Raw genomic sequence first — 19,920 nt, 5'->3', positions numbered from 1 at the left:
AATAGAGTAAGACTTAGACTAGCATCTTAATCTTAAACTCTGTTTAGTCAAATAAAATAGAAATAGAGATGAAAAAAATATTAAAATCTGTCATAGCAATTGGTATAGCAAGTTCTTTATCGTCTTGTACGAAAATATTGGACCTTGCACCTAATGACAAAATATCTTCGGGAACAATGTGGTCAACGGAAACGCTGGTTGATCAAGGGGTAATAGGTGTTTACTATTCGTTACAACGTCCGGTAAGAAGTGACGGAATTGTAGGGACATCTGCAAATATTGGGTATTATGCTTATGAGGCATTTGGTATGACTGGTCAAGGTGAATATAACTTAAATAACCTTTTCTCCAGCGCTGTGAATCCAAGTAATTCCTATTTTTCATTCCAATGGAAATGGTTGTATGATGGTGTACATCGCGCTAACGATGCAATTGTTCATATTCCCGGTGCGACGATGGCTCAGGAGAAAAAGAATAAATTAGTAGCCGAATGTAAAGTATTACGAGCCTTTTTTTACATGCGGCTCAATGAACTGTATGGTCGGAATGGTTTAGGTGTTCCTATTTACACCGAGCCTATCAGTCCTGCAGAAGGTAATAAAGGGCAGAGTTCAGAAGAGGATGTTTGGGCGCTTATTATTAAAGATTTGACTGATGCAATCAATGAGAGTGCTTTGCCGAACAATCAAATCCAAGGTGAAGGACGTGTGAGTAAAGGTGCCGCTTATGCACTACGTGGCCGTGCTTATCTTATGACCAAAAAATACGATCAGGCAGTTGCTGATTTTGCGAAAGTTGGAGAGAGCGGCTATAAACTCTTTTCAAATTATAAGCAATTATTTAAAGTTGCCAATGAACGTTGTGAAGAGATGATTTTGAGCGTTCAATATATTGAGGAACCTTCAGGATACGGTTCTGCCGTACAGAAATATACCGCCGCATTTCAACAGGGAGCAAAAGATAGTAGAGGGTGTTGGACAGATTTGCAAGTAACCCCGGCTTTGGTCAATTTGTATGAAGAAATAATTGATGGTACTACTGTACGTCCTTTTAGTTGGTCGGATTATATTCCTGAATGGAATACTGTAAATGCTTTAGGAGCTCCCAATAGAAAGGTCTTTTTTATACGAGACCAAAAAGTTAACGGAAATGATGTTCACCCTACGGTAACCACAGTAATCAATACAGAATTAAATAAATTGAATAGTACTGCGCGAGTGTTGTATCTGCCTGAGGGTAACGAAGCACGGCTTAAAGCAGCTTATGCAAATAGGGATCCACGGTTAGCTTATAATGTAGTGACTCCTTATGCATCTTTCCAGGGAGTGAATAGCAATTCCACGGCTGCAGGTATGTATACATACAGATTCCCAGTCACAGGTAAGTACTATGTAGACCAATCTGGAGCTGAGCCCAATTTAAATAGTAGTTTACCTGGTAGTTATTATACTTCGGGAAGTGCCAATGCGCAGGCAGAATTTAAGTATATCCATCGTAAGTTTGTGGGCGAAGGGTTAGAATATGCTCGCCGTGAGCAAAATCCGGTCGACGAACCTATTATTCGTTATGCTGATGTTTTGTTGATGTGGGCAGAAGCATTAGTCGAAATGAATGATTTACCTGGTGCGATGGCAAAAGTAAAACAGGTCAGAGATCGGGTTGGAATTCCAACAATGGCCTCTTCTTTTTCAGATCAAACCAAAGCACGGAATTATGTACGAGATGAACGGCGCCGGGAATTAATTGGTGAAGGAGTTAACTTTTTTGATGAAATGCGTTGGAAGACACTGAAAGAAACAAAGTTCAACGAAAAATTCGCACAACATGTTTGGGGTGGCACAGAAAATACTGGTGGTACCACTTATGAATGGATAGGTGACCAATGGTACACGTGGCCAGTCCCTAAATCTGAAATAGAGTTAAATAAAAATTTGAAGCCAACACCAGGGTGGGTTTATTAAGTAAAGAAGTTGTTATCAATCGCTCACGCAATCGTTTGCTAGAGCGATTGATTTTTTTTGATTTGTTTTTTTAGCTTAAAATAAAGATTTTTAATGTTTTGTGTAACACTTCGATTATGTTCGTTATAAACCAATGTCAATGAAAAGAAGACTCTTATTAAAACTATTGGGCGGTGCCGGGATGGGCGCACTGGCGACATCTTTTGCTGGTGATGCGAAAGCCAATGTTGCCGCGTCGGAAAGAAATAATTACAGCGAGAACGATCGTGCCTATTGGGTGTCTATTTTACATAAGATGGCTGCTCCAATATTAGGCAATATCAGTAAGCAACAATGGCGTAAAAATATGCCGATGGAAGTGAGCCCTACTTTTGATAGTCGAGACCCTGGAGTCGGATACTTAGAAGCTTTCGGTCGTTTGTTGGCAGGTATGGCTCCTTGGTTGGCTTTGCCAGATGACGCAACTGAAGAAGGTCAATTGCGTAAAAAATTACGTGACCAAGCATTACTCGGTATACAATATGGTGTCGATCCTAAATCGCCGGATTATTTTACCTGGCGAGGCCCTTCATCCCAAACACTCGTCGATGCGGCGCATCTTGCGCTGGCTTTTTTGAGGGCCCCACAGGCTTTATGGCAGCCTTTGGACCAAGTTACTAAAAAAAGAGTAGTTGAAGAATTCAAACTGCTGCGGAAGATCAAGCCGAATGAGAGTAATTGGTTGCTGTTTGCCGCGATGACAGAGACATTTCTCTATAGCATCGGGGAGGAGTGCGCGCGTGAAAAGATCGATTATGCAGTCAATAAATTTGATCAGGAATGGTATGTCGGAGATGGCTGGTACAGCGACGGAGCGCGTTTTAGTTTTGATCATTACAATGGGTATGTGATTCACTGCATGCAGGTTGAGTCGCTACGCCATAATATTACCGCCGGCGGAAAATACAAAGAAATGTATGATAGAGCGTATAAACGAATGCAGCGCTATGCACATCATTTGGAACGTATGATTTCTCCAGAAGGTCACTATGTCGTTGTCGGTCGCTCGTCAACTTATAAGAATGCAGCGTTCCAACCTTTGGCGACAGTTGCTTTAGAAAACAAGCTACCTGAGGATATCTCAAAAGGACAGGTCCGGGCAGCTCTTACAGCGATATTAAGGCATATTTATATTGACAAAACCTTTGCCTCGTCAGGATGGCTGCGTATGGGAGTGGTAGGTGATAAACAATCCAATCTCGCAGATTACTATACAAATGCAGGGTCTATGTATGTGGCCTCCCTGTCATTCTTGCCTTTGGGATTACCTGCAGACGATGAGTTCTGGACCTGTGCTTCACAACCCTGGACTTCTCAGAAATGCTGGAGTGCCGAGCAATTTCCGAAGGACTATTATGTAAGTTATTAAATAAAACAAGAATAGAGGGTTCTAAATTTTATATAAACATGAAGATACAACATTATATTACGGGGGGCCTAATCATTGGGCTGGGAATGCAAGGAATTTCTTGTTCTAGTCAACGGAATTTAGGATCCGTTAAGTTGGGGCTTGACAAAGAATTCGTTCATTCAAATTTAGAAGATGCACATAAACAAATCGCTTACCTCGCAGCATCGATCAATGAATCCGATATGCCCACGACTTATAAAGATGGTAAATATGTGAATTGGGGTTCGAGTTGGTGGTGTTCGGGGTTTTATCCCGGTACAGTGCTCTATCTCTATGAATATACCAAAGATGAGAAGCTATTAACGGAAGCGAAAAGTAAGTTAAAAGAACTCGAGAAGGAGAAGAACAACAAGGGAACACATGATTTGGGCTTTATGTTATACTGCAGTTTTGGTAATGCATTACGTTTGACGGGAGATTCAGCTGCTTATAAGGAGATTTTAAGTACAGGAGCAGCATCGCTGGCAACACGTTTCCATGTAGCACCGCAAACGATTCGTTCATGGGATGGTGGCAAAAACTGGGATGACCAACCCTGGACCTATCCAGTGATCATCGACAATATGATGAACCTGGAGTTTTTGACGGAAGTTTCCAAAATGACAGGAGACAAACGCTATCGTGATATTGCTATAACGCATGCAAATACAACGATGGTCAATCACTATCGAAAAGATTATAGTTCCTACCATGTGGTGGATTACAATCCGAAAGATGGACGTATTATTTCGAGAAAGACGGCACAAGGCGCTTTTGATGAGTCTGCATGGGCTAGGGGACAGTCTTGGGGACTTTATGGTTATACAATGATGTACCGCGAAACGGGCGACAAGAAATATTTGGAGCAGGCTAGGCATATTGCTCAGTTTTATCTGAATCATCCCAATCTTCCGAAAGATCTGATACCTTATTGGGATATGGATCAGAATAAACTTACGCCGGACAGTAAATATTATAGCCAAAAAGATCTTCGCGATGTGTCGACAGCTTCAGTGACTGCTTCGGCTTTGCTGGAACTGGCACAATACACAACAGGCAGTGAAAGCCAGCTGTATATCTCGAAGGCTGAGCAGATGTTGCGCTCGCTTTCTTCTAAACCCTACAAAGCAGATTACAAGGAAGCCGGTGGCTACGTCTTGAAACATAGCGTCGGTTCAATCCCACATAAAACAGAGGTGGATGTGCCTTTAACCTATGCCGATTACTATTATGTAGAGGCATTGGTGCGGTATGACCGATTGCTCCGCGGAGAAAAGGTGATTAAACAATAGACGATAAGGCACGTTTAAACTGTTCTTAAAATAAGTGTTGTTTTAGGAACAGTTTTAGCCGTTTGTGCTCTTGGGAAAAATGCAGTTCCAACCAATCCCAAATTTTCATTGGAGCATCTCCTGTTATAATAGTCGCGATAGACCCATAATATTTGGCGAGATCTGTCACCCGGATGTGTCAGATCTATACCGCTCCGTTTATACGTTACCAATATCATAAATCTAACAAAGAATGAAAACAACAAATAGTAAAGTCAGATTTATTGAAATTACACTTATTGTGTTTTTTAGGGGTCGGTAAGTTCTTGTATTTTAAAATTGTATATTCTGATCAAGTAATCATTTGGACGTATTAGTAGGCAGTACACCTATTTTTTTACGGAGAATTTTTTAAAGCGATGCGCCGTTGATCTTTCAACCATAATTATTAATGGTGAGGCATCATTCGCTAATGATCGAGAAACTTTAGTCAATTTATCTAAAAGAAAGGAGGCCCTTATGATTTAGTTAAGACAGAAGCCAATTGTTGATAAGCTATATCTCAAAAAAGCTTATTGAAATAGTCAATTATTTATAAACACTTTTGAATTATGTTAAAAAAATCATTTGTAATAGCCTTTGCGTTATTTATTGTCACTGGTTTGTTCGTTCAAGCTAGAGATTTGAGTGTACCAGCAGCAGTAAAATTATCTAATAAACGAAATATAATTTCTACGGAAAATGTTGGGGCAAAAAAAAATACCAAAACGACTATTAAAACACTAAGCAGCACATTCGACTTTTATGTGTATAACTTTAGTAATTCACCCATTTATTTGACCTTTAGCGGGAATTTTCCAGGAGGAACCACACAGCATGTTGTAGTCCCTGCGAATACGTTGTCTTATCCAGTCAATATTCAAAGTGGAAATTATGATATTTATGCAAGTTGTCCTAGTTGGTTAACAATGTGGTATGCGATGAGCTGCGGTCATTCGGGCTCCGGACAATCTTACACTTTCGAAAATGTTTATTTGAGCGATACTGGCTGTACATCGTTAGATGTCGGAAGCAATTAAATTGCCCAAAATAATTAATGTTGCTGTCTCAATGTCTTCATTGGGGCAGCTATTTACTATTTCGGTCGAATACGATGGTAGAAGCCGAAAGAATTTTTGATCCGCTACATCGCGAAGGCTAAGCAGATGTAGCGGTCGCTTTCTTCTAAACCCTACAAAGCAGATTATAAAGAAGCCGGTGGCTATATCTTGAAGCATAGTGTCGGATCAATTCCACATAAAACAGAAGTGGATGTGCCCTTGACCTATGCCGATTACTACTATGTGGAGGCATTGGTGCGATATGATCGGTTGCTCCGAGGAGAAAAGGTAATCAAGCAATAAGGAGTGACTTTTTTAAGTTTTCAACAAAGTTATTAACACGATGTGGAAAAGTGAAGTATATAGGTACTTCACTTTTTTTGTTTTATTGGATTTAACGCTCTCAATCTAAAAACAAGTTTCTTCATGTTGTACTTGATTCTATTCTCTGTCAAATACAGTCTCTTTCATCTAGTGCACATGGGTAGTATAACATGATATTATTTTCTATATTAATAGGGGTTTTATAGGGGGATAACAGGGGGTTAGCATGGGGTTAACAGGGGTACTACCCCTGTTAACCCCATGCTAACCCCTAATAAAAATAGTGTTACTCCTTTTTTAATTCGGAATCTGATGTTAACTTGTTAATTATTTGCTCCTGAAGAAGCCAGTTACAGGTAAGCTTTATATTTGATATACGTTCGATAAAGATACACGAGCAGAACTATATATTTTGCTGTATTATATTTGCCGTGTTCCATAATTTAAAACTTTGCCATTTTTTGTGACATTCATTAAATCATTTGGGCTTTTTGTACCTTTATCCCAATGACCGATATTCAAAAGAGATTCGACCGCATACTCGCTATTTATATGCATCTACAAGCTAAACCTGTGGTCACCGCCGCTGCTTTGGCAGAACGTTATGAAGTTAGTCAGCGTACGATTTATCGTGATATCAGATCCCTGATGCAAGCTGGAATTCCGATTTATGGTGAAGCGGGAAGCGGTTATTCTTTGGTGGAGGGATATAAGATGCCACCTCTGCAATTTACCCGAGAGGAGGCATTGAGTTTTGTCGCAGCGGAGAAACTGGTGGAAAAGTATACAGATCGGAATCTTGCGCATCATTTTACAACAGCATTGCTGAAAATGAAAGCCATATTGCGGGGCAATGAAAAAGAACAGGTGGCCTTAGTAGGGGATAACTTTCTGGTGCGCGGTGGGCGTCATCAATTCAATGAGAAGCTTACCCATGGCACCAATATACTGATCGAAAGTATCGCTGCAAAGAAATGTGTGGAAATCTATTATTCCAAACCTTCGGATAAAACTCCAGAAAGGCGTGAAATCGAAGCTGTGGGTATTTTTGTGGAGAGCAAGTTTTGGTATGTCCTTGCTTTTTGTAGATTACGGAAAGATTATAGGCAATTCCGTTTGGATAGAATAAACAATATTAGAATACTTGCCGATGACTTTGCAAAGGAGCATCCTGAACTTTCATCTTTTCTGAATAAACGTCATGACGTTCCCACGACAAAAGTTGTCGTGCAAGTGGACAAGGATATGGCCCGCTATATGGAATGGGATCGCCACTATTTTGGTTTCCAAAAAGAAACGGTCACTGATAACTATGTGGAAATGCATTTTGAAAGCATTAATATGGAGAATGGCTTTGCGCGTTGGTATCTGATGTTTGCCGATAAAGGAACAATTATTGAACCTGAATCGTTAAAAGAGGTCGTAAAGCGGTTGCTCTCATCGGCATTGGAGCAAGTTTAGTCAAAAACGACGAAATCAGCCTTGCTGCTATTGTACGCAAAAAACTTGTTCGGCTGAAAGGACAGGTACCGAACAAGTCATTTGTAGGCTGTACTAAAAATAAGCTTCAGCGCTCTGTTAAGAAGGAATTTTCATTGCAGACATTACCTATTTAACCTCTTTCCCAAAAAAATGGAGGTTCTATGCCGAGTAATCTTAGATAAACAAATCCCTGACCGCGGTGGTGGATCTCATTGTCGATAAAATAAAATATGCTGTGGATAATGGGCGATTTGTATTGTCCAAATAAATTGAACTCTTCGGCAAAGCGTTCTTCTGGGATTTGATTGAACAGTTCACTGATCTGAGGAGTAGCTTCATCCCAAGCCTGAAGCAATTGTGCTTTGGTCGAATAACTGAGATTCTCATTGAGTTCGCCGCTCTTGTTGTTGACAATCTCTTGGAGACCTGGAACAGCAATACCTAATAGCTCCTTAATCATATCTGCAAAGGTGCGCATGCCTTCTACTTTGTAATCGAACAATCCTTCTTCTGGAAATTTTTCAATGGTTTGTCTTGTTAGGTTTCTGTGGCCTAACCAATGCTGAAGTAGCTCGTTCTTGGAAATGATTTCTGTTTTCATGATTCTCGTATTTAAAGTTTTTGAGTAAGCTATACATCGCCTTCTGCGTTGTATGACAGTTCAAAATTACTGCGGTTTGTGACAGCTGTGTGGCAGTATAAATTCGGAATACTAATTTTATTTTTTTTTGAGGGCGTTTATTTCGTGTATGGAATGTTGAAGGGATAAATCGTAAAATAGGAGGGGAGAATAAAAAGAAGTAGAAAATAAAAAAAATAATTCACTAATTATTTGACAGTTATAAAAATGTTTGTAACTTTGCAGTCCCTTAATGGGAATAGTGTGTCTTGAGCGAAGCCCTACTGCTTCGAAGGACTTTTAATTAATTAATTTACAACATGTCAGGTATTATTGGAAAAAAAGTAGGAATGACGAGCCTGTTTAACGCTGATGGGAAAAATATTCCTTGTACAGTGATTCAGGCCGGGCCGTGCGTGGTTACGCAGATACGTACGGAAGAAAAGGATGGCTACTCGGCAATTCAACTTGGTTTCGACGAAGCTAAGGAGAAAAACACGACAGCTCCTTTGAAAGGGCACTTTGCGAAAGCAAACACAACGCCTAAGCGTAAGTTGGTAGAGTTTAAAACTTTCCCAGATGCAAAACAACTTGGTGACGTAGTTGACGTTACACTTTTCGAGGAAGGCGAATTCGTGGATGTAGTCGGTACTTCAAAAGGTAAAGGTTTCCAAGGTGTAATGAAACGTCATGGATTTGGTGGTGTAGGTGGTGCGACTCACGGTCAGCACAACAGATTACGTGCTCCAGGTTCATTAGGTGCTTCATCATGGCCTTCACGCGTATTCAAAGGTATGCGCATGGCGGGTCGTACAGGTGGTGACAGAGTTAAAGTTCAAAACTTACAGGTGTTGAAAGTTTACGCTGAGCAAAACCTTATCGTTGTTAGTGGTTCCATTCCAGGAGCTAAAGGTTCTTATGTAATCGTAGACAAATAGTAGAGATGGAAGTTAAAGTTTTAAATTTATCAGGTAAAGAAACAGGTGCCAAGGTGCAACTTCCTGAGTCGGTATTTGGGTTAGAGCCTAACGATCATGCGATCTATTTGGATGTGAAACAATACTTAGCGAACCAACGCCAAGGAACTCACAAATCTAAACAACGTAACGAAATCGCGGGTTCTACTCGTAAATTACACAAACAAAAAGGTACTGGTGGTGCTCGTGCGGGTTCTATCAAGTCTCCATTGTTTAATGGTGGTGGTCGTGTATTCGGTCCTCAACCTCGTGACTACTCGTTCAAATTGAACAAAAAATTGAAACAAGTAGCACGTAAATCAGCGTTGTCTTACAAAGCAAAAGATAATAATATTGTGGTATTGGATGAAGTAAAATTCGATGCTATCAAAACTAAAAATTATGTTGCTTTAATAAATGCGTTGAATGTAGCTGATGAGAAAACATTGTTGGTATTGCCAGCTTACGATGAAATTGTTTATAAATCAAGCAGAAACTTGAAAAAAGCAAAAGTTATTGTTGCATCTGATTTAAATACATATGATGTATTGAACGCAACAAAATTATTGTTGACTACAGATTCTGTTAAATCTTTGGAGGAAGCATTAGCTAAGTAATATGGAAATTATTAAAAAACCTATCTTGACTGAGAAAGCTTCTATGTTAACGGAAAAATTAAACCGTTACGCTTTCAAAGTGGATCACAGAGCAAACAAAATCCAGATTAAAGCAGCTGTTGAGGCTATGTTTGGTGTTACAGTTCTTGCTGTAAACACTGCAGTAGTAGCTGGTAAAGCAAAAAGCCGTTACACAAAAGCAGGTTTCGTATCTGGTAGAGCTCCTAAGTATAAAAAGGCTGTCATTACTATTAAAGACGGCGAAACTATTGACTTTTACAGTACTATATAATAAAAAATGGCAGTTAAAAGATTCAAACCGGTAACCCCTGGTACTCGTTTCAGAGTAGGCGCTGACTACTCTGATGTTACTACAAACGTTCCTGAAAAATCGTTAGTAGTAAAAATCAACAAGAAATCAGGCGGTCGTAATAACTCCGGTAAAATGACTATGCGTTATCTCGGTGGGGGACATAAAAAAGTATACCGATTAATTGATTTCAAACGCGATAAAAAAGATATCCCTGCAAAAGTAGCTACTATTGAGTACGATCCAAATCGTACTGCTCGTATTGCATTGTTGCATTACGCTGATGGTGAAAAACGTTACATCCTTGCTCCAGCTGGTTTAGTAGTTGGTCAAACTGTAATCGCAGGTGATAAAGTTGCCCCAGAAGTTGGTAATACATTACCATTAGCAAACATTCCATTGGGTTCTATCATCCACAACATTGAATTAAATCCTGGTCAAGGTGGTTCAATTGCTCGTTCGGCTGGTACTTATGCTCAATTGTCTGCTCGTGATGGTAAATATGCCATCATCAAATTGCCTTCGAGCGAAACACGTATGATCTTATTGACTTGTGTTGCTACAATTGGTTCGGTATCGAACCATGAAAGATCTAACCAAGTGTTAGGTAAAGCAGGTCGCAAACGTTGGTTAGGTCGTCGTCCAAGAGTTCGTGGTGTTGCGATGAACCCAGTAGATCACCCTATGGGTGGTGGTGAAGGCCGTACTTCAGGAGGTCACCCACGCTCACGTACAGGTGTATTAGCTAAAGGCTTCAAAACACGTTACAAGAAGAAAACATCGAATCGTTACATCATTGAGAGAAGGAAAAAATAATGGCTCGTTCAATTAAAAAAGGTCCTTATATCGATCACAACTTAGAGAGAAAAGTTCTTTCTATGAATGAAACTAACAAGAAGTCAGTTATCAAAACATGGTCTCGTAGATCAATGATTTCCCCTGATTTTGTTGGCCATACCTTCGCAGTGCACAACGGGAATAAATTTATCCCTGTTTATGTAACAGAAAATATGGTAGGTCACAAGCTTGGTGAATTCGCTCCTACGCGTACATTCAGAGGCCACGCAGAAAAGAAAAAATAATAGGTAATGGAAGCAACAAAAAAACTTAAAAAGTCTGTCTTAATTAGACAACGCAAAGAGCAAGAGAAAGCTCAACAAGGAGGAGCTTCGGATGCCAAATTATTGAACTGCCCTACTTCGCCTCGTAAGATGCGTTTAGTGGTAGACTTAATTCGCGGTCAACGTGTGGAAAATGCATTATACATTTTGAAACACTCAAGTAAAGAAGCTGCTGCTCGTGTAGAAAAATTATTATTATCTGCAATCAAAAACTGGGAAGCCAAAAACGAAGGTAAATCAGTGGAAGAAAGCGAACTAATTGTAAAAGAAGTATCAGTAGGTGGCGGTCGTCAATTGAAAAGATTGCGCCCAGCTCCTCAAGGTCGCGGATACAGAGTTCGTAAACGTTCAAATCACGTTACGTTGGTAGTTGATAGCAAATTAAACGTTGAACAAAACTAATTTATTGAGAAATGGGACAAAAAGCAAATCCAATAGGTAGCAGATTAGGAATCATCAAAGGTTGGGATTCTAACTGGTTCGGAGGTAAAAACTATTCCGATAAATTAGTTGAAGACGAAAAAATCAGAAAATATCTTTCTGTTCGTATTGCAAAAGGTGGTGTAGCTAAAGTTGTTATCGAAAGAACTTTAAAACGTATCACTGTTACAATTCACACTGCTCGTCCAGGTATCGTTATCGGAAAAGGTGGTCAAGAAGTTGACAAGATCAAAGAAGAGTTGAAAAAACTGACTAAAAAGGATGTTCAAATCAACATTTTCGAGATCAAACGCCCTGAGTTAGATGCTAAGTTAGTAGCTGAAGGTGTCGCTAAACAATTAGAGGCACGTATTTCATTCCGTCGTGCAATGAAAACTTCAATCGCTTCTACAATGCGTATGGGTGCAGAAGGTATCAAAATCATGTGTTCTGGTCGTTTAGGTGGTGCTGAAATGGCGCGTACTGAACAATACAAAGAAGGAAGAACTCCTTTACACACATTACGTGCTGATATCGACTACGCTTTAGCTGAGGCATTGACTACATACGGTAAAATCGGTATCAAAGTTTGGATCTGTAAAGGTGAGGTTTACGGTAAACGTGACTTATCTCCAAACATTGGTCAAGCATCTGGTGTAAAATCACGTGGCAACCACGAAGGTGGTGGCGAACGTCGTGACAACCGTAATAACAAAGGTGGTCGCGGTGGAAATAACCGTGGTGGAAATAACCGTGGTGGAAGCAACCGTGGTCCGAAAAAAGATTAATAGTTTTATTTAGATTACAACAAAACCTGCTGAAAAAGCAGATTTAAAAAGTATACGAACATGTTACAGCCAAAAAGAACGAAGTTCAGAAAGATGCAGAAAGGCCGCATGAAAGGTAACGCTTCTCGTGGAGCGGAGTTAGCTTTCGGTTCTTTCGGTATCAAAACAATGGAGCAAGCATGGATCACTAGTCGTCAAATCGAGGCAGCTCGTATTGCGGTTACACGTTATATGAAACGTGAAGGTCAAGTTTGGATTCGTATTTTCCCTGACAAACCTGTTACCAAAAAACCTGCAGAGGTACGTATGGGTAAAGGTAAGGGTGCTCCAGAATACTGGGTAGCAGTAGTACGCCCAGGCCGTATGTTATTTGAAGCAGAAGGTGTGCCTTTGGAAATTGCCAAAGAAGCATTACGCCTTGCAGCTCAAAAACTTCCGGTTCAAACTAAGTTTGTGATTCGTAGAGACTACGTTGAAGCATAAAAATCTTGGTAATGTCATCATTTAAGCGTTAGGGCCGTTACCCCTAACGCTATATATAAAGCGATGATAACCCAAATAACAACTGAAAAAACATGAAAAATTCAGAAATTTTAGAATTATCTAATGAGGACTTAAAAGCTCGTCTTGTAGAAGAGAAAACAGCCCTTACAAAATTGAAATTTGCACATGCTGTTTCAGCTATTGAGAACCCTAACGTGATCAAAGCAGCACGCAGAACTATCGCTCGTATCAGTACAGAGATCAGTGCACGCAAAGCTGCAGCTAAAAATGAAACAGCCTCTGAGGCGTAAAATTTAAAGTCGAAATGGAAAGAAATTTAAGAAAAACAAGAATCGGCTTAGTAGTTAGCAACAAGATGGACAAATCTATCGTGGTAACAGTGGAACGTAAAGTGAAACACCCGATCTATGGTAAGTTCGTGAAAAAAACTACTAAATTTAAAGCTCATGACGAAACTAATACCTGCGGTATCGGCGATACGGTATTAATCATGGAAACTCGTCCGCTGAGTAAAACAAAAAACTGGAGATTAGTTGAAATTATAGAAAGAGCTAAATAACATGGTACAACAAGAATCAAGACTTAATGTAGCTGACAATAGCGGTGCTAAACAAGTTTTAGTAATCCGTGTATTGGGCGGTACGCGCAAGCGTTATGCATCAATCGGAGATAAGATTGTTGTATCGGTGAAAAGCGCTATGCCTTCAGGAAACGTGAAAAAAGGTTCCGTTTCTAAAGCAGTAGTAGTTAGAACGAAAAAGGAAATCCGTCGTAAAGATGGTTCATATATCCGTTTCGATGACAACGCCGCTGTATTATTAAATAATAATGATGAACCACGTGGTACACGTATCTTTGGCCCTGTTGCTAGAGAGTTGCGTGAGAAACAGTTCATGAAAATTGTATCATTAGCACCGGAGGTTTTATAATTATGGCACAGAAAACAAAAACAACTACGCACAAAATCAAAATTAAAAAAGGTGATTTAGTGAAAGTTATCGCTGGTAACTCTAAAGGTGTTCAAGGAAAAGTATTAACTGTTTTAGTGGATAAAAATAGAGCTATCGTTGAGGGCGCTAACATCGTAAAAAAACACACTAAACCAAGTGCAGCTAATCCTAATGGTGGTATCATTGAGAAAGAAGCTGGTATTCACATCTCTAATTTAGCTGTTATCGATCCTAAAACAGGTGCAACTACACGTGTAGGTCGTAAGTTAAATGCAGATGGTAAATTAGTTCGTTACGCTAAAAAATCAGGGGAGGAAATTAAATAATGACTTACGTACCAAGATTAAAAGTGAAATATGCGGAAGAAATCCGTAAAGCACTTCAAGAAAAATTTCAGTATAAAAGTATTATGCAGGTTCCTAAACTTGAGAAAATCGTTGTTTCACAAGGCGTAGGAGCTGCAACAGCTGACAAAAAATTAATCGATAACGCTATTGCTGAGTTGACTTTAATCACAGGTCAACAAGCCGTTGCTACAAAATCGAAAAAAGATATTTCAAACTTTAAATTACGTAAAGGTATGCCTGTAGGGGCACGTGTTACTTTACGTGACAACAACATGTTTGAATTCTTGGATCGTTTGGTAGCAGTATCGCTTCCACGTATTCGTGACTTCCGCGGTATCAACGATAAAGGTTTTGACGGACGTGGTAACTATAACTTAGGTATCACTGAGCAAATCATTTTCCCTGAGATCAACATTGATAGAATCAACAAGATCCAAGGTATGGATATCACTTTCGTGACTTCTGCTCAAAATGATGTTGAGGCTTTAGAATTGTTGAAACAATTCGGTTTACCATTTAAAAATCAAAATACTAATAACAATGGCTAAAGAAGGATTAAAAGCACGCGAAGTAAAACGCGCTAAATTGGTAGCTAAATATGCGGCAAAACGTGCAGAATTAAAAGCTGCTGGCGATTACGTTGCATTAGATAAATTGCCTAAAAATGCTTCTCCAGTACGTTTACACAATCGTTGTAAATTGACTGGCCGTCCTAAAGGATATATGCGTCAATTCGGCATCTCTCGTGTAACATTCCGCGAGATGGCTTTAGATGGCAAAATCCCAGGGGTGAAAAAAGCTTCTTGGTAATTAAAAAAAAATACTTAATTTTGCCCGGGCAATTCAACTTAGGATTGCCGGGGTTTTTGCATTTTAAAATTGTTTAACAGATAGAAGGTCCCATACCAACGGTTGGGAGGGAAACCGCTGTCACAAATTTTCATATATAATGACTACAGATCCAATTGCGGATTACCTTACACGAGTAAGGAATGCCATCAAGGCCAACCACAGGGTTGTTGAAATTCCTGCATCGAACCTAAAAAAAGAGATTACTAAAGTTCTTTTTGATAAAGGTTACATTGCTAATTACAAATTCGATGAGAATGGCGTACAGGGTACGATCAAAATCGCATTGAAATATAACCCAATTAGCAAAATTCCGGCTATTCGTACGTTGACACGTGTGAGTAAACCTGGTTTAAGAAAGTATGCAAGCGTTGATACTATGCCTCGTGTTTTGAATGGTTTAGGTATTGCTATCTTGTCAACATCTAAAGGTGTAATGACAGATAAAGAAGCTAGACTTCAAAATGTTGGTGGTGAAGTTTTATGTTACGTTTATTAATCTAGGTAAAAGCACAAAGAAATGTCAAGAATTGGAAAAGCGCCTATCGCTATCCCTGCTGGGGTAACTGTTACTATTTCGGACAAAAACTTAGTTTCAGTAAAAGGTCCTAAAGGCGAATTAACACAACAAGTTGACCGTGACATCACGATTGCTCAAGAAGAAGGCAATATCGTTGTAACACGTCCAACTGATCAAAAGAAACACAAAGCATTACACGGTCTATATCGTTCCCTGTTGGCTAACATGGTTCACGGTGTGACTGAAGGTTACAAAACTACGCAAGAGTTAGTCGGTGTAGGTTACCGTGCTTCAAGTACTGGTAATGTATTAGAGTTAACTTTAGGTTTCTCTCACCAGATTGTTTTTGTATTGCCAAACGAGGTTAAAGTATCAACTACTGCTGACAAAGGTAAAAACCCTACAATCACTTTAGAGTGTGCTGACAAACAATTAATCGGTCAGATAGCGGCTAAAATCCGTGGCTTCCGTAAACCAGAACCTTACAAAGGAAAAGGTGTTAAGTTTGCAGGTGAAGTATTGAGAAGAAAAGCAGGTAAATCAGCTAAAAAATAATAATCATGGCAGGACAAAAAGCATCTCGTAGAGAGAGAATCAAAAAAGGAATCAGAAAAAACCTTGCTGGAACGTCTGAACGTCCACGTTTATCGGTTTTTAGAAGTAACAAAGGTATCTATGCGCAAATCATTGATGACAATGCAGGTAAAACATTAGTTGCTGCATCTAGCTTGTCAAAAGAGTTTGTTGCATCTGGTAACAAGGTTGATCAATCTAAAGCTGTAGGTAAATTGGTGGCTGAAAAAGCAGTAGCAGCAGGTATTAATAAAGTAGTTTTTGACCGTAATGGGTACTTATACCATGGCCGTATCAAATCTTTGGCTGAAGGTGCTCGCGAAGGCGGTTTAGACTTTTAATCATAGAAAGAAATGGCATTAAGCAATATAAAAAGAGTAAAATCAAGCGAAATTGAATTAAAAGATCGCTTAGTAAGTATCCAACGTGTAGCTAAAGTTACTAAAGGTGGTCGTACTTTCAGCTTCTCTGCAATTGTTGTAGTAGGTGATGAAAACGGTATCGTAGGTTACGGTTTAGGCAAAGCTAAAGAGGTAACTGAAGCAATCACGAAAGGTATCGATGACGCAAAGAAAAATTTGGTAAAAGTTCCTATTATCAAAGGTACTGTTCCTCACGCGCAATATGGTAAATATTCTGGTGGTTCAGTTTTGATTAAACCAGCTGTAGGTGGTACAGGAGTTTTAGCAGGTGGTGCAATGCGTGCAGTATTGGAGTCTGCTGGTATCAAAGATGTATTGGCTAAATCATTAGGTTCTTCTAACCCACACAACGTGGTAAAAGCAACTGTAACTGCTTTAGCAGAAATGCGTGATGCGTATACAGTAGCACAACACCGCGGTGTCGATTTGAATAAAGTATTTAACGGTTAATTATCATGGCAAAAATCAAAATCACCCAGATAAAGAGCGTTATCGACAGAAGCGAGCGCCAAAAGAAAACTATTGAGGCATTGGGTTTGAAAAGAATCAACCACTCAGTAGAAGTTGAAGCTACTCCATCAATTATTGGAATGGTACGTAAAGTAAACCATTTAGTAGCTATCGAAACTATTTAATATTAGCATATGGAAGAGGTCTTTGGGCTTCTTCCATTACTTGTTATTAATAATAATTATTTTTTAATCGCTAGTACCTGTTTAGTGAGAGCGAAGGGCTAGCACAATTTAGTTTAAAAATGAACTTAAGTAATTTAAAACCTGCAAAAGGTGCAGTAAAAAGTAGCAAACGTATTGGCCGTGGTACTGGTTCTGGTCGTGGTGGTACTTCAACGCGTGGTCACAAAGGTGCTGGTTCTCGTTCAGGTCACTCTACGAAAATCGGTTTCGAAGGTGGTCAAATGCCTTTGCAACGTCGTGTGCCTAAATTTGGTTTCAAAAACATCAACCGTGTTGAGTACAATGGTGTAAACCTAGATACTTTACAAGCGTTGATCGAGAAATACAATTTAACAGCTGTAGATTTCGACGCATTGAAAGCTCATGGTTTAGTGTCTAAAAATGACAAAGTTAAAATCTTGGGTCGCGGTGAATTGAAAGCTAAAGTTGAAGTAACAGCGCACGCGTTTACTGCTTCTGCTCAAAAAGCTATTGAAGCTGCAGGCGGTTCTATCGTTAAAATTTAATAAATGAAGAAACTAATCACAACCTTAACCAATATTTGGAAAATCGATGATTTACGTACGCGTATTCTAAATACCTTACTTTTTCTTTTGATTTACCGTATTGGATGTCACGTGGTATTACCAGGTGTAAATCCTCATGCTTTGGCTTCTGGTCAAAAAGAGGGTTTATTGGGCTTATTGGATATGTTTGCGGGGGGATCTTTCTCTCGTTCGGCTATCTTTGCTTTAGGGGTAATGCCATATATCTCGGCATCCATTGTTGTTCAATTGCTGGGCATCGCGGTTCCTTACTTCCAAAAGATGCAGAAGGAAGGGGAAAGTGGTCGTCAAAAAATGAATCAAATTACTCGCTATTTAACTTTAGGGATTACTTTGCTTCAGGCTTTTGCTTATGTACGTACTCAAATCGAGCCAAGTGCTAAGACAATAGCTGACCCATTATTCACTATTCTAACTGCCATAGTTTTGACAGGCGGTACTTTATTTGTGATGTGGTTAGGGGAAAAAATTACTGATAAAGGTATCGGTAATGGTATTTCTTTGATCATCATGACTGGTATTATCGCTCAATTGCCAAGTGGTATCACTGCGGAATGGGTTTCTAGAATGGCGAAAGGTGGTGGTGGTCCAATTCCATTGTTGCTTGAATTTGTAGCTTTGTTCTTTGTTGTGATCTTTACGATCTTGATCGTACAAGGTGTTCGTAAGATCCCTGTACAATACGCGAAGAAAATCGTTGGAAACAAGCAAGTCGGTGGAGTACGTCAGTATATACCTTTAAAGGTAAATGCTGCAGGTGTAATGCCTATCATTTTTGCGCAGGCAATCATGTTTGTGCCAATGAGTTTAGGACAGTTCTTCCCAAATCTTCAGTCGGAATTTTTGACTTCGTTGAGTAACTATACTTCTGTAGCATACAACGTGACATTTGCGGTGTTAATTATCGCATTTACGTTTTTCTATACAGCGATCATGGTGAACCCACAACAGATGTCGGACGACATGAAGAAGAATGGAGGTTTTGTACCGGGTATTAAACCGGGATTGGAAACTAGTAATTTTATAGACCGCGTAATATCAAATATTACATTTCCAGGTGCAATTTTCTTAGCGATCATTGCTATTCTACCTGCTATTGCAAGTTTGTTTGGTATTAATAATCAATTTGCGCACTTCTACGGTGGTACGTCTTTATTGATTTTAGTAGGTGTGGTGTTGGATACTTTGCAACAGATCGAATCTCATTTATTGATGCGTCATTACGATGGATTAATGAAAACAGGTCGCATTAAAGGTCGTTCGGCCGCGTCTGTTGAGGGAATGGATCATTCGGCAATTTAATTTCTTTAGATGTCTAAAGTATTTTATAAGTCAGCAGAAGATATAGAGCAATTGCGGAAGTCAGCAGATGTGCTTTCGCAATTGCTTGGTGAAATCGCAAAAGTGATTAAGCCTGGGGTAAAGACTATATCTCTTGATAAATTAGCTTATGAGTATATTCATGATAACGGCGGGACGCCTGCGTTCTTAAATTATCAAGGATTTCCATATTCTTTGTGTATATCTGTCAACGATCAAATTGTACACGGCTTTCCAAGTGATTATGAAATTAAAGATGGAGATCTTGTTTCGGTCGATGGTGGTGTCAATCTGAATGGTTTTATCAGTGATTCGGCTTATACCTTTGGTGTAGGTGAAATATCTGAGGAAGCACAGTTGTTATTAGATGTAACAAAGGAATCATTGTACAAAGGTGTTGAACAGGCTGTGGCTGGTAAACGTGTTGGGGATATTTCTTCAGCTGTTCAGGAGTATGTGAGCAAATTCGGATTCGGAATTGTTCGCGAGCTGGTTGGACACGGAGTTGGTTATCACTTACATGAAAAACCTGAGGTTCCCAATTATGGAAAACGAGGTGCTGGTCCTAAATTGGAAGAAGGTTTGGTTATTTGTATCGAACCGATGATCAATGCGGGGCGTGCGGGTGTTCGTTTTTGGGATGATGGTTGGACAGTAAGTACAGTGGATGGAAAATTATCGGCGCACTTCGAACAGATGGTTGCAATCCGAAAAGGAGAACCAGATGTGTTGCTGACATTCGAACATGTAGAGAAAGTTTTGAACAAAAAGTAATTGGTTTTCAATTATTTTTATTT

At 39.5% G+C, this 19,920-nt stretch carries 29 protein-coding genes; 28 read left to right on the top strand and 1 reads right to left on the bottom strand.

The window, feature by feature from the left end; all coding sequences use genetic code 11:
• Positions 1–68: 68 nt before the first annotated feature.
• The 6 genes from GVK91_RS22505 (at position 69) to GVK91_RS22485 (ending at position 7,546) form a co-directional block, all read left to right on the top strand.
• On the top strand, positions 69–1,961 hold the full coding sequence (locus GVK91_RS22505; RefSeq protein WP_153844929.1) for a RagB/SusD family nutrient uptake outer membrane protein: 1,893 nt from the start codon (positions 69–71) through the stop codon (positions 1,959–1,961).
• A gap of 139 nt (positions 1,962–2,100) precedes the next feature.
• Positions 2,101–3,369: a DUF2264 domain-containing protein gene (locus GVK91_RS22500; protein ID WP_153844930.1), complete on the top strand. Its 1,269-nt coding sequence runs from the start codon at positions 2,101–2,103 to the stop codon at positions 3,367–3,369.
• Positions 3,370–3,407: 38 nt separating this feature from the next.
• On the top strand, positions 3,408–4,682 hold the full coding sequence (locus GVK91_RS22495) for a glycoside hydrolase family 88 protein (protein WP_153844931.1): 1,275 nt from the start codon (positions 3,408–3,410) through the stop codon (positions 4,680–4,682).
• 590 nt (positions 4,683–5,272) lie between these two features.
• Entirely contained in the window at positions 5,273–5,740 is a 468-nt protein-coding gene (locus tag GVK91_RS22490; RefSeq protein ID WP_153844932.1) for a hypothetical protein, read from the top strand.
• A 189-nt stretch (positions 5,741–5,929) separates the two neighbouring features.
• Positions 5,930–6,064, top strand: a complete 135-nt coding sequence (locus GVK91_RS27710) for a hypothetical protein (protein WP_310442525.1) — start codon at positions 5,930–5,932, stop codon at positions 6,062–6,064.
• 528 nt (positions 6,065–6,592) lie between these two features.
• Positions 6,593–7,546 (top strand): YafY family protein, encoded by a 954-nt coding sequence (locus GVK91_RS22485; protein WP_153844933.1) that lies wholly within the window; start codon positions 6,593–6,595, stop codon positions 7,544–7,546.
• A gap of 151 nt (positions 7,547–7,697) precedes the next feature.
• Here GVK91_RS22485 and GVK91_RS22480 read toward each other — a convergent pair whose 3' ends face one another.
• A complete protein-coding gene (locus tag GVK91_RS22480) occupies positions 7,698–8,168 on the bottom strand; it encodes a DinB family protein (protein ID WP_153844934.1) in 471 nt (156 codons plus the stop codon).
• Positions 8,169–8,506: 338 nt separating this feature from the next.
• On the opposite strand from GVK91_RS22480, the gene rplC reads away from it, so the two are divergent.
• From rplC to map, 22 genes are all read left to right on the top strand, one after another.
• Complete coding sequence (rplC, locus tag GVK91_RS22475; RefSeq protein WP_104385215.1) at positions 8,507–9,124, top strand: 50S ribosomal protein L3; 618 nt, start codon at positions 8,507–8,509, stop codon at positions 9,122–9,124.
• Between the two features lie 5 nt (positions 9,125–9,129).
• Complete coding sequence (gene rplD, locus GVK91_RS22470; RefSeq protein WP_075990873.1) at positions 9,130–9,759, top strand: 50S ribosomal protein L4; 630 nt, start codon at positions 9,130–9,132, stop codon at positions 9,757–9,759.
• Position 9,760: 1 nt separating this feature from the next.
• Positions 9,761–10,051: a 50S ribosomal protein L23 gene (rplW, locus tag GVK91_RS22465; RefSeq protein WP_075990874.1), complete on the top strand. Its 291-nt coding sequence runs from the start codon at positions 9,761–9,763 to the stop codon at positions 10,049–10,051.
• Positions 10,052–10,057: 6 nt separating this feature from the next.
• Positions 10,058–10,885, top strand: coding sequence for a 50S ribosomal protein L2 (rplB, locus tag GVK91_RS22460; RefSeq protein WP_046674867.1), 828 nt, complete (start codon positions 10,058–10,060; stop codon positions 10,883–10,885).
• Complete coding sequence (rpsS, locus tag GVK91_RS22455) at positions 10,885–11,151, top strand: 30S ribosomal protein S19 (protein WP_002997495.1); 267 nt, start codon at positions 10,885–10,887, stop codon at positions 11,149–11,151. Before rplB ends, rpsS begins: the two co-directional genes overlap by 1 nt.
• Before the next feature lie 6 nt (positions 11,152–11,157).
• Positions 11,158–11,592: a 50S ribosomal protein L22 gene (gene rplV / locus GVK91_RS22450; protein ID WP_077438121.1), complete on the top strand. Its 435-nt coding sequence runs from the start codon at positions 11,158–11,160 to the stop codon at positions 11,590–11,592.
• 11 nt (positions 11,593–11,603) lie between these two features.
• Positions 11,604–12,398, top strand: a complete 795-nt coding sequence (gene rpsC, locus GVK91_RS22445) for a 30S ribosomal protein S3 (protein ID WP_046674869.1) — start codon at positions 11,604–11,606, stop codon at positions 12,396–12,398.
• 60 nt (positions 12,399–12,458) lie between these two features.
• Positions 12,459–12,881: a 50S ribosomal protein L16 gene (gene rplP, locus GVK91_RS22440; RefSeq protein WP_046674870.1), complete on the top strand. Its 423-nt coding sequence runs from the start codon at positions 12,459–12,461 to the stop codon at positions 12,879–12,881.
• 92 nt (positions 12,882–12,973) lie between these two features.
• Positions 12,974–13,192 carry a 50S ribosomal protein L29 gene (gene rpmC, locus GVK91_RS22435; protein ID WP_153844935.1) on the top strand — a complete coding sequence of 73 codons (219 nt, stop codon included), beginning with the start codon at positions 12,974–12,976 and terminating at the stop codon, positions 13,190–13,192.
• A gap of 14 nt (positions 13,193–13,206) precedes the next feature.
• Positions 13,207–13,461, top strand: coding sequence for a 30S ribosomal protein S17 (gene rpsQ / locus GVK91_RS22430; RefSeq protein ID WP_153844936.1), 255 nt, complete (start codon positions 13,207–13,209; stop codon positions 13,459–13,461).
• Between the two features lies 1 nt (position 13,462).
• Positions 13,463–13,831, top strand: coding sequence for a 50S ribosomal protein L14 (gene rplN / locus GVK91_RS22425; RefSeq protein WP_046674873.1), 369 nt, complete (start codon positions 13,463–13,465; stop codon positions 13,829–13,831).
• A 35-nt stretch (positions 13,832–13,866) separates the two neighbouring features.
• Positions 13,867–14,178: a 50S ribosomal protein L24 gene (gene rplX, locus GVK91_RS22420; protein WP_172462328.1), complete on the top strand. Its 312-nt coding sequence runs from the start codon at positions 13,867–13,869 to the stop codon at positions 14,176–14,178.
• Positions 14,178–14,747 (top strand): 50S ribosomal protein L5, encoded by a 570-nt coding sequence (gene rplE / locus GVK91_RS22415; RefSeq protein ID WP_153844937.1) that lies wholly within the window; start codon positions 14,178–14,180, stop codon positions 14,745–14,747. The genes rplX and rplE overlap by 1 nt, the downstream gene beginning before the upstream one ends.
• Positions 14,740–15,009: a 30S ribosomal protein S14 gene (gene rpsN, locus GVK91_RS22410; RefSeq protein WP_028071569.1), complete on the top strand. Its 270-nt coding sequence runs from the start codon at positions 14,740–14,742 to the stop codon at positions 15,007–15,009. The genes rplE and rpsN overlap by 8 nt, the downstream gene beginning before the upstream one ends.
• Positions 15,010–15,145: 136 nt before the next feature.
• A complete protein-coding gene (rpsH, locus tag GVK91_RS22405; protein WP_223584601.1) occupies positions 15,146–15,547 on the top strand; it encodes a 30S ribosomal protein S8 in 402 nt (133 codons plus the stop codon).
• Between the two features lie 21 nt (positions 15,548–15,568).
• Positions 15,569–16,123, top strand: a complete 555-nt coding sequence (gene rplF / locus GVK91_RS22400; RefSeq protein WP_153844938.1) for a 50S ribosomal protein L6 — start codon at positions 15,569–15,571, stop codon at positions 16,121–16,123.
• Between the two features lie 5 nt (positions 16,124–16,128).
• Entirely contained in the window at positions 16,129–16,482 is a 354-nt protein-coding gene (rplR, locus tag GVK91_RS22395) for a 50S ribosomal protein L18 (RefSeq protein ID WP_088160091.1), read from the top strand.
• 12 nt (positions 16,483–16,494) lie between these two features.
• The gene (gene rpsE, locus GVK91_RS22390) at positions 16,495–17,013 is read left to right on the top strand and encodes a 30S ribosomal protein S5 (protein WP_075990876.1); all 519 of its coding nucleotides are present in this window, start codon (positions 16,495–16,497) and stop codon (positions 17,011–17,013) included.
• Between the two features lie 5 nt (positions 17,014–17,018).
• A complete protein-coding gene (gene rpmD / locus GVK91_RS22385; RefSeq protein ID WP_046674880.1) occupies positions 17,019–17,198 on the top strand; it encodes a 50S ribosomal protein L30 in 180 nt (59 codons plus the stop codon).
• 119 nt (positions 17,199–17,317) lie between these two features.
• The gene (gene rplO / locus GVK91_RS22380; RefSeq protein ID WP_046674881.1) at positions 17,318–17,764 is read left to right on the top strand and encodes a 50S ribosomal protein L15; all 447 of its coding nucleotides are present in this window, start codon (positions 17,318–17,320) and stop codon (positions 17,762–17,764) included.
• A gap of 3 nt (positions 17,765–17,767) precedes the next feature.
• Positions 17,768–19,105, top strand: coding sequence for a preprotein translocase subunit SecY (secY, locus tag GVK91_RS22375; RefSeq protein WP_046674882.1), 1,338 nt, complete (start codon positions 17,768–17,770; stop codon positions 19,103–19,105).
• Between the two features lie 9 nt (positions 19,106–19,114).
• Positions 19,115–19,897: a type I methionyl aminopeptidase gene (gene map / locus GVK91_RS22370; RefSeq protein ID WP_046674883.1), complete on the top strand. Its 783-nt coding sequence runs from the start codon at positions 19,115–19,117 to the stop codon at positions 19,895–19,897.
• The last annotated feature ends 23 nt before the right edge of the window (positions 19,898–19,920 follow it).

Source organism: Sphingobacterium sp. 18053 (assembly GCF_902706145.1).
In the GTDB taxonomy this organism is placed as follows: Bacteria; Bacteroidota; Bacteroidia; order Sphingobacteriales; family Sphingobacteriaceae; genus Sphingobacterium; species Sphingobacterium paramultivorum.
Note: the sequence above shows the minus strand (reverse complement) of the source record. Positions and strands in the feature narration are given on the sequence as shown.